Source organism: Alteromonas sp. ABH2_165 (assembly GCF_056159945.1).
Genome location: NZ_JBSWWF010000001.1, coordinates 265725 through 279486 on the forward strand (window position 1 = coordinate 265725; position 13762 = coordinate 279486).

10 protein-coding genes are annotated in these 13762 nt (G+C 49.0%); 4 read left to right on the forward strand and 6 right to left on the reverse strand.

Going from position 1 to position 13762, the window contains the following annotated elements; all coding sequences use genetic code 11:
- Positions 1-44: 44 nt before the first annotated feature.
- On the reverse strand, positions 45-272 hold the full coding sequence (locus ACXAFQ_RS01080) for a hypothetical protein (RefSeq protein ID WP_474817761.1): 228 nt from the start codon (positions 270-272) through the stop codon (positions 45-47).
- Positions 273-562: 290 nt separating this feature from the next.
- On the opposite strand from ACXAFQ_RS01080, the gene tadA reads away from it, so the two are divergent.
- Positions 563-1072, forward strand: a complete 510-nt coding sequence (gene tadA / locus ACXAFQ_RS01085; RefSeq protein WP_474817762.1) for a tRNA adenosine(34) deaminase TadA — start codon at positions 563-565, stop codon at positions 1070-1072.
- Between the two features lie 47 nt (positions 1073-1119).
- Here tadA and ACXAFQ_RS01090 read toward each other — a convergent pair whose 3' ends face one another.
- Together ACXAFQ_RS01090 and ACXAFQ_RS01095 are read right to left on the reverse strand one after the other, a co-directional pair.
- Positions 1120-1272, reverse strand: a complete 153-nt coding sequence (locus ACXAFQ_RS01090) for a hypothetical protein (RefSeq protein ID WP_170826629.1) — start codon at positions 1270-1272, stop codon at positions 1120-1122.
- A gap of 208 nt (positions 1273-1480) precedes the next feature.
- Positions 1481-2500, reverse strand: coding sequence for a membrane-bound lytic murein transglycosylase MltF (locus ACXAFQ_RS01095; protein ID WP_474817763.1), 1020 nt, complete (start codon positions 2498-2500; stop codon positions 1481-1483).
- A gap of 170 nt (positions 2501-2670) precedes the next feature.
- Here ACXAFQ_RS01095 and purL point away from each other — a divergent pair, with 170 nt between their 5' ends.
- Both purL and ACXAFQ_RS01105 read left to right on the forward strand, forming a co-directional pair.
- Positions 2671-6567, forward strand: coding sequence for a phosphoribosylformylglycinamidine synthase (gene purL, locus ACXAFQ_RS01100; RefSeq protein ID WP_474817764.1), 3897 nt, complete (start codon positions 2671-2673; stop codon positions 6565-6567).
- A 748-nt stretch (positions 6568-7315) separates the two neighbouring features.
- Positions 7316-7453 (forward strand): hypothetical protein, encoded by a 138-nt coding sequence (locus ACXAFQ_RS01105; protein ID WP_170826628.1) that lies wholly within the window; start codon positions 7316-7318, stop codon positions 7451-7453.
- A gap of 169 nt (positions 7454-7622) precedes the next feature.
- Here the strand turns inward: ACXAFQ_RS01105 and smrA are convergent, their stop codons facing one another.
- From smrA to ACXAFQ_RS01120, 3 genes are all read right to left on the reverse strand, one after another.
- Positions 7623-8210, reverse strand: a complete 588-nt coding sequence (gene smrA, locus ACXAFQ_RS01110; RefSeq protein ID WP_474817765.1) for a DNA endonuclease SmrA — start codon at positions 8208-8210, stop codon at positions 7623-7625.
- A gap of 204 nt (positions 8211-8414) precedes the next feature.
- Positions 8415-10736 carry an acyl-CoA dehydrogenase gene (locus ACXAFQ_RS01115; protein ID WP_474817766.1) on the reverse strand — a complete coding sequence of 774 codons (2322 nt, stop codon included), beginning with the start codon at positions 10734-10736 and terminating at the stop codon, positions 8415-8417.
- Positions 10737-11018: 282 nt separating this feature from the next.
- The gene (locus ACXAFQ_RS01120) at positions 11019-11918 is read right to left on the reverse strand and encodes a LysR family transcriptional regulator (protein WP_474817767.1); all 900 of its coding nucleotides are present in this window, start codon (positions 11916-11918) and stop codon (positions 11019-11021) included.
- Positions 11919-12097: 179 nt separating this feature from the next.
- Between ACXAFQ_RS01120 and ACXAFQ_RS01125 the strand changes: the two genes are divergently transcribed.
- Positions 12098-13762, forward strand: coding sequence for a DUF1302 domain-containing protein (locus ACXAFQ_RS01125; protein ID WP_474817768.1), 1665 nt, complete (start codon positions 12098-12100; stop codon positions 13760-13762).

Genomic DNA, 13762 nt, shown 5'->3' on the forward strand with positions numbered 1-13762 from the left:
AAAAGCCTCTTGGCCTAACAAACGGCTTTTCAGAGCGTGCTCGATTAGGCGACTTTGTCTTTTTCCAGATCTTTGAACTGTCTTTTGAGATCGTAGTTTTCGTCGGTCACGATTTTTTCCAGCACTTCAATGCGCTCACGTAGCGCAGCCATTTCAGCCTGCATGGCTTCATCAACTTTGGAATTCTTCTTTGATTTACTTTTATCCTTTGCAGCATTTACGACAGAAACCAGTGCCCAGGCACAGATAGCAACAATTGCAATGGCGGTCATATTCATTTTGTTCCCTCAACAAAGTAAAATTAAAGTGTAACGCCCTAACGACGTTTTGTCGTTAGCGATTGGCGATATAATCGTCACAAACTGTGTCATTGTTTTATGTGTCCACAAATTTGCCAACGATATAGTGTGCAGCGCCTTGGTTTTGCTCTTAATCTTAATTTTATAGAAGCAAGTCCGTTGCCAATGTGGAATACTATTAAATATCAGTTGGTTAGGTTTTTCTTGTTTTGTGGAAAACCAACAAAATGTGAAAGTTAAATAAAATTTGGTCAAATTAGCTAATGAGTGAAGTTGTTAGTCAGCCTGATGAATACTGGATGCGGGAAGCGCTTAAGCGGGCTAATCGTGCTGAAGCGGTAAATGAAATCCCCGTGGGTGCCATTGTTGTCGCGAATGGAGAAATTATTGGTGAGGGTTGGAATACGCCCATTTCCGACCACGATCCCTCCGCGCATGCAGAAATGCAGGCTGTGCGAATGGCGGCAAAGCAGGTTGAAAATTATCGGGTGATAGACGCTACGCTCTATGTCACGCTTGAACCTTGTGCAATGTGCGCGGGCATGTTGGTTCACGCTCGAATTGCCAGAGTGGTGTTTGGTGCGTTCGATCTTAAAACCGGTTCGGCAGGCTCAGTCATGCAGTTGCTTCAGCATCCGCAGTTAAATCATCAATGCGAGATAACGTCTGGTGTGTTAGCACAAGAGTGCGGTGAAAAACTGTCTGCCTTCTTTCGCCGTCGCCGGGCTGAGATTAAAGCCGCAAAGGCGGAGGCGAAAAGGCTTTCAGAGTAGGCCGAGCGACCTGGGGGAGATATTAGCGAGGGCGAATGCCCGTAGGATTAATTATTGCTTTCAGGTTTGCCGAACATTTCCTCAGTATTGAAATGACGGCGGCGTTGTAATACCCGTTGATGGGCGCGTTTTAACATTAATTTTCTTCTGTTCGTATTTTTCAAAACAATTTTTCTCTTTTTTGCTTTTAGTCTTCTCATTCACCCTCCTATTCTTATCACAGTCAGGGCGCTGATGTAACAGGCACAGTGCTTACCTGTCACTAAATCCATCATTACAGCGGCAATAACGCGTAGGGCAGTCACCAATACGCTGTAAGTATGCATTTAGTTTTACCGGACAAAGATGAAAACTTTATTACAATTTTCACTTACCAGTAGGTGATTCCCAAATAAAAGCCAGGAATCGTTATTGTGCCTCCAGCGCAACCAGGGCGCGTTGGTAATCATGAACATTGGACACAAACTTTATTGTGTTAGTTCCGTTAACATAGCCAGCATTAAGATGCCGATAAATATCGGGATCTTCAAGTGCCGGATAGCGCAGCTGGACATCAATCCAGCTATTTTCATCGCCACCCTGTTCCCGGGTAAGCCGACGAGCGTCCAGCAAGTGGGGAATGCCCGAATAAAAGGCGGCCAATGCCATCGATACCCTTTCCTCGGGGGGAACAATATTCGGTATCAATACCATAATCGTAGCGAAACGTTGCGCATCTGCGAGGTTACTGGTCTTATTCTGCCAGCGGTTTAACTGGAAAGTCAGTGCTGCTAATAACGTGCGTGACGTTTGCTCAGAAATTTGACTAAAGACGCTTCCGGCAACTGAATCGAAGTGAGCGTACAGTTCATCTTCGGCTTCGATTGCTTGATTGACTATCGCCGTAATATCAGGCTCAGTTAAAGGTGGTTTGGCAGTCATATAGCGGGCGTGAAGTTCGTCAAATATACCCTGCTGGTGGGAGTCGTTGAAATAATCAAATACCGCTGCCTGTAAGGAGTCGTCCTGAGTGGCATTTAACTGCCAGGCGGTTTCAAGATAGCGGGGGCCTTGCTTATTGTGCTCGGTATTAAATGCCTGATAAGCACCGCCCGGTACGACGAGATCAATGCGGTTGTCAACGAGGGCTTTTTCCATATCCACGGTGTCGAAATAAGGAATTAGCGCCAATTCTACATTCAGATGCTCAGCAAATCCGGCGACTAACTCGTAATCAAATCCTTGCTTTCCCTGTGGTCCGATTTCAAACCGCGCGGGCGCGAACTGAATGCCCACTTTTAACTGCTCCCGGTTGTCGATATCACTGCGAATATCGGGCAGGGAAGGGGGAATACATCCGCTCAGACCCGTTAGTACAAAGACTGCGACGAGCAGTTTCTTTACCGGCGAGGCGCTGGGCAGTAAACCGGAAGGCTTTGTGTACAGCACGTATTTATCTTAACCTTTGGTAGAAATTTGAAAAAAAATTAAACTTGTCTGGAATGTTAGGTTATCAAAAGGCCGGAATTCCTCTATAATCCGCGCCGAAATCCTCGTCCATCCAAGAGATAGCGTTTTGAGCTGTCAGACGTTATTTCCAAACAATCAGGTAAAGCGATATGTTGGTCCTTAGAGGCGCACCCGCCCTGTCTGAATTCAGACAAACTAAACTTATTGAAAGGCTGGGTCAATCCGGTATCACCGTGAATGGCATTTATGCAGAGTTTGTTCATCTGGTGAACACAACGCAAGCACTGACCGACGACGCTCGTCAGGTCTTAGATAAACTCCTCACTTATGGTCCGAAAGCGCAGACCAAAGCACCGACTGGCGAATGTTTCTTCGTTACGCCGCGTCCGGGCACCATCTCTCCCTGGTCTTCCAAAGCCACTAATATTGCACAGAACTGTGGCCTTACCGCCATCGACCGCATTGAGCGTGGTTGTGCATATTATGTTGACGTAAACGGCGAATTATCTGATGCAGATAAAGCGCTGGTGGCGGCAGAACTGCACGACCGCATGACTGAGTCGGTATTTGCTGCGCCAGAAAGTGCGGCGGTGCTGTTCGAGCAGGCGCAGGGACAGAGCTTTACCTCGGTGGATGTATTAGGAAGCGGCAAGCAGGCACTGGTTGATGCGAATATCAGTCTGGGTCTGGCTCTCGCTGACGATGAAATTGACTACCTGTTTGACAGTTTCACCCGTTTAGGTCGTAACCCTAACGATGTTGAGCTTTACATGTTCGCGCAGGCTAACTCTGAGCACTGCCGACACAAGATTTTTAACGCCAGCTGGACTATTGATGGCGTAGAGCAGGATAAATCCCTGTTCAAAATGATAAAAAACACTTTTGAAACCCACCCTGAATTTGTTCACTCTGCGTATAAAGATAACGCGGCTGTGATGGAAGGCTGGCAGGCGGGGCGTTTCTTCCCGAACCCGCAGTCGCATCAGTACGAATATCATCAAGAAGATATCGACATTCTGATGAAGGTGGAAACCCACAACCACCCAACGGCTATTTCGCCGTTCCCGGGTGCTGCTACCGGTTCCGGTGGTGAAATTCGTGACGAAGGTGCAACAGGCCGTGGTTCTAAACCTAAAGCCGGTTTGGTGGGCTTTACCGTTTCTAACCTGCGCATTCCGGGTGCTGAGCAACCGTGGGAAGCCAACTATGGCAAACCACAGCGTATTGTCAGTGCATTGGATATTATGATTGAAGGCCCGCTGGGTGGCGCGGCATTCAACAACGAATTCGGTCGTCCAAACCTGTTGGGTTATTTCCGTACCTACGAGCAGGAAGTCTCCAGCTTCAACGGCGTGGAAGTACGTGGTTACCATAAGCCAATCATGCTGGCGGGTGGTTTGGGTAACATCCGTAAGTCCCATATCGAAAAAGGCGAAATCACCGTTGGCGCGAAACTGATTGTGCTGGGTGGTCCGGCAATGAATATCGGTCTGGGTGGTGGTGCGGCGTCTTCCATGTCGTCTGGTCAGTCTAACGAAGATCTGGATTTTGCTTCTGTACAGCGAGACAACCCTGAAATGGAGCGTCGCTGTCAGGAAGTTATCGATGCCTGCTGGCAGTTAGGTGATAACAACCCGATTCAGTTTATCCACGATGTGGGCGCAGGCGGTCTGTCTAACGCACTGCCTGAACTGGTTAACGACGGTGGTCGTGGCGGTAAATTCGAATTGCGTGACGTGCTGGCCGACGAAGCGGGCATGACGCCACTGGAACTGTGGTGTAACGAATCGCAGGAACGTTATGTACTGTCTGTTGCCCCTGAAAATCTGGAAAAATTTGCGGCTATCTGTGCCCGTGAACGTGCCCCGTTTGCGGTAGTGGGAGAAGCCACTGAAGAGCAGCACCTTTCACTGCACGATGCTGATTTCGAGAACCAGCCTATCGATATGCCTCTGGATGTACTGTTAGGCAAGCCGCCTAAAATGCATCGTGACGTGAAATCAGAAACAGTTGCACCAGAAGCACTGAAACGTGAAGACATCACGCTGGCTGATGCGGCTCAGCGAATGCTGCGCCTGCCGACGGTCGCTGAGAAAACCTTCCTTATTACCATAGGCGACCGCTCGGTTACCGGTCTCGTTTCACGCGACCAGATGGTGGGTCCGTGGCAGGTGCCGGTGGCTGACGTTGCGGTTACCGCCAGTGCGTTTGACACCTATCATGGTGAAGCCATGTCTATGGGTGAACGGACGCCTGTAGCCTTGTTGTCTCACGGCGCATCAGCCCGTCTGGCAGTGGGTGAAGCACTGACCAACATTGCGGCGTCGAACATTGGTGACATCAAGCGCATTAAGTTGTCTGCAAACTGGATGGCTGCTGCCGGTCACCCGGGTGAAGACGCCGGTCTTTACGAAGCCGTAAAAGCGGTAGGTGAAGAACTGTGTCCAGCGCTGGGTCTGACGATTCCGGTGGGTAAAGACTCCATGTCGATGAAAACCGCTTGGCAGGAAGAAGATGGTACGGGGAAATCTGTAACGTCTCCACTGTCACTGGTGATCACTGCATTCGGTGCAGTAAAAGACATTCGTAAAACACTGACGCCACAACTGCGTACAGATAGAGGCTCAACCCGCCTGATGCTGATTGACTTAGGCGCGGGTCAGAACCGTCTGGGTGCAAGCTGTCTGGCGCAGGTGTATCAGCAACTGGCTGACAAACCGGCTGATGTTGATAGCGCAGAAACTCTGCTGGGCTTCTACAACGCTGTGCAGGCGATGGTAGAAAAAGAGCTGGTTATCGCTTATCACGACCGTTCAGACGGTGGTCTGTTCACAACCTTAGCGGAAATGGCTTTTGCCGGTAAGACAGGCGTAACGGTTTCTCTTGATACTCTGGCTGACGATGACTTAGCAGTACTGTTTAACGAAGAATTAGGTGCGGTTATTCAGGTAGCAGAAAGCGACGTTGAAGCGGTGACAGCGATTGCTGAAGCTCACGGTCTGGGCGCGCTGTTACACGATATTGGTACGCTGAATGCGACAGACATGATTGAGTTCAACCGTGGTGACGTTGCTGTACTGACCGACACTCGCGTGAATCTGCGTACCATGTGGGCAGAAACCACGCACAATATGCAAAGCCTGCGTGATAACCCTAAATGTGCTGACGAAGAGCATGCTGCCAAGCAGGATGCGGCAGATCCGGGTTTGAGCGCGAAGCTGAGCTATGATGTTACTGAAGACGTTGCTGCGCCTTATATTGCTAAGGGTGTTAAGCCTGAAGTAGCGATTCTGCGTGAGCAGGGCGTTAACTCTCATCTGGAAATGGCAGCGGCATTTACCCGTGCTGGCTTTACCGCTATCGACGTGCACATGAGTGACGTACTGAGCGGCCGTGTGTCTCTGGACAACTTCAAAGGTCTGGCGGCTTGTGGTGGTTTCTCTTACGGTGACGTACTGGGTGCCGGTGAAGGTTGGGCGAAGTCAATTCTGTTCAATGCCCAAGCCCGTGACCAATTTGCAGCTTTCTTTAACCGCAATGATACGTTCAGCTTGGGTGTATGTAACGGTTGTCAGATGCTGTCTAACCTGAAATCCTTGATCCCTGGCACAGAAAACTGGCCACACTTTGTGACTAACGTGTCTGAGCGCTTCGAAGCCCGTGTTGCCATGGTAGAAGTAACGGAGTCAAACTCTGTGCTGCTGCAGGGCATGAAAGGCTCGATGATGCCTATCGCGGTATCTCACGGTGAAGGTCAGGCTGAGTTTGCCTCTGCTGATGCATTGAGTGCGGTCCAGAGTGTGAATCAGGTCGCCCTGCGTTACGTGAACAACTACGGTCAGGTAGCAGATACTTATCCTGCGAACCCGAACGGTTCACCAGCGGGTATCACGGGTCTGACATCTGCTGATGGTCGAGCAACGATTATGATGCCTCACCCAGAACGTGTATTCCGTACTGTAGCCAACTCCTGGCGCCCAGACGACTGGCAAGAAGACGGTGCGTGGATGCGCATCTTCCGCAACGCCCGCGTCTTTGTCGGCTAGGTTGAGGTTGTAATACCGCTTCTCGCACGAAGAGGGGCTGCGTTTTAAAAACACGCCGAAAAACCATCCATGGTGGCTCGGTTGCGGCGTCCCTGCCGCAAACGGTTTTTAAAACGCAGCCCCTCTTTTTTTGTGCGAGCGCTGGTTAGTCAACCGTTCCGATTTCGCAGACGAACGGAATCCGTTTTGCGAAATCTTCGATCTCCAGCCTTTTCAGGTTTCAAGTTCTGCCACAGACGGTTTCTGAACCCCGGCCGCACTCGCTGTTTGCGGAAGCTCACATCTCCAGCCTTCTCTGGCTCTCAATTTAAGCTCGGTTGCGGCGTCCTTGCCGCAGACGTTTTTTAAAACGCAGTCCCTCTTTTCTTGTGCGAGCGCTGGTTAGTCACCTGTTCAGCACTTTAGTCGCTTCCGCACTGCCGGTATGCGAATGCTGGCATCGTTTAGCTTTTTCACGTTTACAAGCCATACCCGTTACACACGACTTTAGAAAACAATGACGGGTGTTTACATAAAATGTATTATTTTTACGCGTTATTGAAACTTAAAGAGAAATGCGTTGTCAGCTTAAGGAGTGCCAAAAAACAGTGATCAAAGCGTCAAAATTTTGAATCGATCGCTTGTGATCTGTAAATCTCTGTTTTACATTAGTGTGCGTCAGGAAGACGAATACAAAACAGCATCGGATGCAAAATATTGGTTAGGATCGTTAACGATCCGTAGTTAACGCAGATAATAAGAGACGAATATGTATCGTTCTGGTAAAGGTTTCGGTTTAACCGGTGTCGCTGTAGCAGTATTGTTTATGATTCTGACCGCAGTATTCAGTTCTTCCGCAAAATCTACAGAATTAACTGTCGCTGAGCAAAGCTCACAAGACATCTAATAAGTGCACTTGATTTAATCGTATAGTGCAACTTAATCAACACATCTGCAAAGCAGGCGGGTAAAGTCATGTCTGCTGAAAAATCATCATCACACTGTCTACCGGCCACGAATATCATTCTTTTTTAGTACGACATTCATACGCCGGGATCTCAAGCATAGACCACTTTTTATTTTTTTCTATTTTTTTCGCGATTAATTAGCTTCTGCTGTGGATGCTTCTTAAGCAGAACATAGGTTGCCCCAAAACCACCGTGCATCGGTTGGGCAGTATGCCAGGCGATTACCCAGTCTAATTCCCGTAGCCAGTGATTCACGTAGCTCTTTTTTAACGCTGGAATGGGTTGACTGTTTTCACCTTTGCCATGTTGAATAAGCAGTGCGCGGGAGCCGCGTTCATGGGCTTTTTTCAGCTTCTGATAAAGCAGGTCGCGACATTCTTTCAAAGTAAGATTTTTTAGTGAAACACGCTGTTCGATATCGTATTTCCCTAACCGCAGATTCTTAAATACGCCATCCTGAATACCAGGCTGTTGATAAGCAATAAAATCATCAGGTTTAACCGGCTTCACATTCTCCATACTCAGTGGGTTGAATATTTCAGGGGACTCTTGTGCCAGAGCTGCGCGTCGTGCCTTCTTTGCCAGGCTGTCATGACTGTCGTGATTAAAAACTTTGTCATCAGAGGTGATGGGTTTTACATCGCCCATTTCTTCCATAAAGGAACGCAGATCGTCATCTTCAAAGTGATGGTCCATAGTTCACCTCCTAATCAACTCTTCTTACTTATACGTGAAAACGGCGTCGTTGTTCACTGACAGCATTGTGCCCGCATTTTAGCGGCAACTGCAATATGTGGGGTTATCGACTGCCGGTTTACTGAGCATCTCTTACCGGAATGTCACTAAAAAAGCCGTGAACAGACTCGCTTCACGGCTTTGATTTTTTGGTTTAACGTGGACTTATCCCGTCTTTAGCGATGTCACATTAGAGGCAGAATCATGTGCGTTCAGATGTCGGTCAAAACTATCGACGTTTACTACCTGCAAACGGAGTTTATCGGCATTCCTGATTTTACAGGCTTCATCTTCGGTGATGATGCCGTCTTCAAGTAGCTTATCGCACAACTGAAAGAGTGAACCTTTATCTTTTACCGAACCATTTTTACGGGCCTTCCTTAATTTTCGGTTGAGCGGTTCGAGGGCAAGGATTGCATCATACGCCTGTTGTAATACGGCGATGGGATCGTTGGCATTGTCGGTATAAACTTGCGGCGTGAGGCGGGTACGGAGTTCACTGTTCTCACACAGCGAGTCGCTTATTGCCAGCGTGAGTTTATCGGCTGGTGGCGCATAACTACGGCCAAACGGAAACACAATGCGTCGCAGTAGCCAACCGGTAACCGGATTCGAAATATGGCGGGTGAATCCGTACATGGCGTCTTCGCATTGTTTGAGTGCTCGGGCTACGAGATAGTCTACATAAACCTGCTCATCTCTACGGTAGCCTCGCTTGTGGTGATGATACAGTACGGCAGACGTGAGATAGAGTTGACTGAGTACATCACCAAGACGGGCAGACAACAACTCGCGACGTTTTAGTTCACCGCCTAAAACCAACATAGCAATGTCGCTGTAAAGGGCCAATGCCTTACTCATTCGTTCGAGTTGACGGTAGTGCTTTTTATTGGCTGTTTCTGGCGCACTAATCAACCGCCCGCCAGTGAGGCCATGGAAAAATGAGAACAAACCATTACCCACAGCAAATTTCACATGTTTACCAAGTAATGTTTCGAAGTCAGACAGTGCCTGTTCCTGGTCGGGATTGGCGGCAGCAATCAATTCATCGAAGACATATGGGTGACAGCGGGTAGCACCCTGACCGAAGATCATCAGGTTTCGGGTAAGAATATTGGCACCTTCCACGGTAATGGAAACCGGCATGGCCATGTAAAGTGATGCGAGATAATTATTCGGCCCCATTTGAATGCCCTTACCACCATGAATGTCCATGGCGATATTAACGCTGCTGCGGGCGGCTTCGGTCATGTGGTATTTTGCAATTGCTGTTACCACCGAGGGTTTGTTGCCCTGATCAATGGCCATGGCGGTCATCTGCCGCACGGCTTCTGTCATATAGGTATTGGCACCTAATGTCGCCAGGCCCTCAGCCACACCTTCAAATTTATACAATGGACTATTGAATTGCTGGCGCACCATGGCATAAATCGCTGTGGTACGAGCGCTGAGTTGGCAGTTACCGGTTGAAAGTGCTGGCAGCGATATGCCTCGTCCGGCAGATAAGCACTCAATCAGCATTTTCCAGCCTTTACCTGCATAATCTGGCCCACCAATGATCCAGTCTACCGGGATGAATACATCCTTGCCTCGTGTAGTGCCGTTCATAAATGCCTGTTCCAAAGGCAAATGACGATCGCCGGTTTCAACACCAGGGTGTGACGTAGGGATCAGCGCACAGGTAATGCCGATGTCCACTTTGTCGCCCAATAGCTTATCTGGGTCGGAAAGTTTGAATGCCAGACCCAAAACCGTGGCCACGGGAGCTAGAGTAATATAGCGCTTGTCCCAATTGAGTCGAATTCCTAAGGTTTCCTGGCCTTCGTGCTCGCCCATACAAATCACGCCAGTATCGGGGATGGCACCGGCATCTGAACCGGCTTCAGGGGCAGTAAGGGCAAAGCAGGGGATATCTTCGCCACTGGCTAAACGGGGAAGCCAGTAGTTTTTCTGCTCTTCGGTGCCGTAGTGGCTTAATAGCTCTCCGGGGCCAAGAGAATTAGGCACCATCACGGTGACACCGGCACTCAGCGAGCGGCTGGAAATTTGCGAGACAATGGTTGAGTTAGCGAAGGCTGAGAACTCTTTACCACCATAAGTCTTCGGAATGATCAGCGAGAAAAAACCGTGTCGGCGCATGTAATCCCATGCTTCAGGCGAGAAGTCTTTTCGTTCATGAATGGCGTCGAAATCGTCAATCAGACTCATCAATTTAGGCACGTGAACGTCAATAAACGCTTGTTCTTCATCCGTTAATTCTGGCTTTGGGAATGCTTGCAGTTTCTCCCAGTCAGGGCGGCCCTGAAAGAGATCGGCTTCCCACCAGGTACTGCCTGCTTCCATAGCTTCACGCTCGGTCTGACTGAGCGGGGGAAGTATGCGTTTGAAAAGATCAAAGATTGGTCCGGTGACCAGTGAACGGCGAATCGAACTTACGCCGAAAACAATTGCACCAGCAATAATAGCGACAATGAGTATGAACCACATAAATGTATCCGACATATCTGAAATGTGAATGATATGTATAATTTAAACGACCGTTTGAATTTCGGCAATGTCCAATTTTGTTAAATTGCGCGATGGGCTGGTGGAATAACTGATCACGTTTTGCAGTGATCTTTGTTCGGTTCATAAAGGGCTATACACATATTCCATTGGCCTGCTGGGGCAGAAAGCCGCTGAAAAGTGTGAGTAACCCGATAGCTTGTCATTTTTGTCAGGCAATTTATCTGCCCGACAAAAATGTCTGGTCTGACCCGGGCAGTCTGTTTACTCTGCGATGTGACTCTTGTAATCATGCACAACGGAAAGAAAAGAACTTAACAGCGGGGAATGGTTGTCTTTAAGGTAAACGCAACTTAAATCCAGTGTGGCATTTTCCGGCAAATGATTTAACGGCCTGTAGACCACCCCAGGCATAGACATGCAGGTAGTGGAAGTGGGAACAAGGCATACACCGAAGCCGCCGGATACAAGTGCAACGCCGGCTACAGCATCGTTCATAACCTGTGCGATATTCATATTCACACCGCCTTCCTGAAAAATACGTACGACTAAATCAACAAAGTTTGGACGAGAACTGTTAGGAAAAACGATTAAAGGTTCCCCTGCCAATGAGGCCAGGTCGATGCTGGAATGCGCGGCAAGAGGGTGGCGCTGGTGAAGCGCTACCATAAGGTTTTCCCGCAGGATCTGTATTGAGTCTATATCGCTGAGCGGCGGTAGCATACGATTAAAACCCAGAGATATTCGCTTTTGTCGAAGTGCTTCGATTTGTTCTCCCTTGTTCATTGAGTGCAATACAACATGTACTTCCGGGTATTGTTGTTTGAATTGTTGCAATATTTCAGGAATGGTTTTAAGAATACCTGAACCGAATACCGCTACATCCAGTCGGCCCATTAATCCCTGACCTGCTCTGCGGGTTCGCTCCTGAGCCAACTCCATCAGACTAAGTATATTCTTACTTTCAGTAAGGAACAGTTTGCCTGCCTGAGTCAGTTCCACCCCTTTTGACGTACGATCAAAGAGTTGAACACCTAGATCCTGCTCCAGTTGCTGGATTTGACGGGTCAGCGGAGGTTGAGAAATAAACAGCCTCTTTGCAGCCCTCCCGATGTTTTTTTCCTCGGCAACTGCCACAAAGTACCGCAACTGGCGCACGTCCATAAACACTCCTGTTAACACTTTCTTAATACCCTGAAGGTATCAAAGCGGGCTGTCAATAGTATTGGAAGGTAATTAACAGCGATTATACATTTCATTCACAACACATGGCAGAGCAATCTGTCGTGATTGGTCCGGGCATAGTGCAAACAGCGAGGAAACACACTATGGAGGAGAAATGGATGAAAGAAAATAATAAAAAATCTGCATTAAAAACCCTGTCAGTTGCCGTTCTCTTAGGTCTTGGCGTCAGTCATGTCGCCAACGCCACAACCATCGATACCAGCAATCCGAATCTGCGTATCCGCTGGGACAACACGGTTAAGTACAGTGCGTCTTTCCGGGTTACCGACCCTGACGCAAAAGTGGCCGATAGTTCAATTGGCCCTCAGGCTAATACTAATGATGGCGACCTTAATTTTGATAAAGGTCTGGTGTCGAACCGGGTAGATTTACTGTCTGAATTCGACCTCAGGTACAAACGTAATTACGGCGTGCGTTTTAGTGGTGCTGCCTGGTACGACTCTGTCTATCACGATTCCAATGACAACACCGCTGAACTCGGTGGCGCATTGGTTAACTCTGTATCGGTCGGCCCGAATGAATTTACGGCAGAAACGGAAGGTTTGCACGGGCAGTACGCCGAACTGCTGGATGCCTTTGTATACGGCAGTTTCACTCCGGGGAAAAAAGCACTGAACCTGAAGGCCGGTCGCTTTACTCAATTGTATGGTGAATCGCTTTTCTTCGGCTCGAATGCTATGGCCGGTGCCATGACCTCTCTGGATCTGGCCCGGGCGCTTTCCGTTCCAAATTCTGAATTTAAAGAAGTGGCACGCCCCACAGCGCAGCTGGCCGGCCAGTTACAGTGGAACTCTAAGCTGACACTGGCGGCTTACTATCAGGTGGAATGGCGTCGAAGCCGCCTGCCGGCAGCCGGGAGCTATTTCAGCTTTGCAGATTTCGTAGATAAAGGTGGTGAGTCGCTGATCCTCGGCCCCGGCGTGGTTGCCTTTCGCGGCGATGACATCACGCCTGAGGAAAGCGGCCAGTACGGTCTGCAGATCCGCTACAAAATTAATGATTACGAAGTGGGTTTCTACCACGCGAACTTCCATGAAAAACTGCCTCAGTTCTATGTCCGTCCGGGTGTAAATGTCACTGAAGGTGGCATCGGCGACTACGTGCAGGTGTTCGGTGAAGATATCAAACTTTACGGCATGAGTGTCAGTACCCTGGTGGGGGAAACCAACGTAGCAGCAGAGATGTCACTGCGCACCGACATGCCACTGGTAGCCATCGGTAATACCGTCATCCTTCCCGGAGATACTGTCTCCGATGGTGGTAATAATTCCGCTTTCCCCCGTGGCGATACTTTCCATTTTAACGCCTCGGCTATCACCATTTTAAATGAAAGCAGCGTTTGGGATGCCGCGAGTTTTGTGGGTGAGTTTGCTTTTAACCGTCGACTTAACATTTCTGAAAATGCCGATCAGCTGGATCCACTGGCAACCCGTGATGCCAGCTCCGTGCAGTTCGTGTTCTCGCCGGAATACTTTCAGGTTATGCCGGGGCTCGATCTTCAGGTGCCCATCGCTATGGGATATGGCCTGTCCGGTCGTTCGTCTGTTAATGGCGTACTTTTTCCGGCTGAGCACGGCGGTAACGTGAGCCTTGGGGTGAAAGGGGACTACAACCGTATCTGGCGCTTTGGTGTGAGCTTTACCAAATATATCGGTGACGCCGGCTCTGTAATCCAGTACGACACTGAAGTTCCTATGCTGTCCTACAAGAATTTCCACGGCGACCGTGACTTCATCTCATTTTCGATTCAACGCACTTTCTAA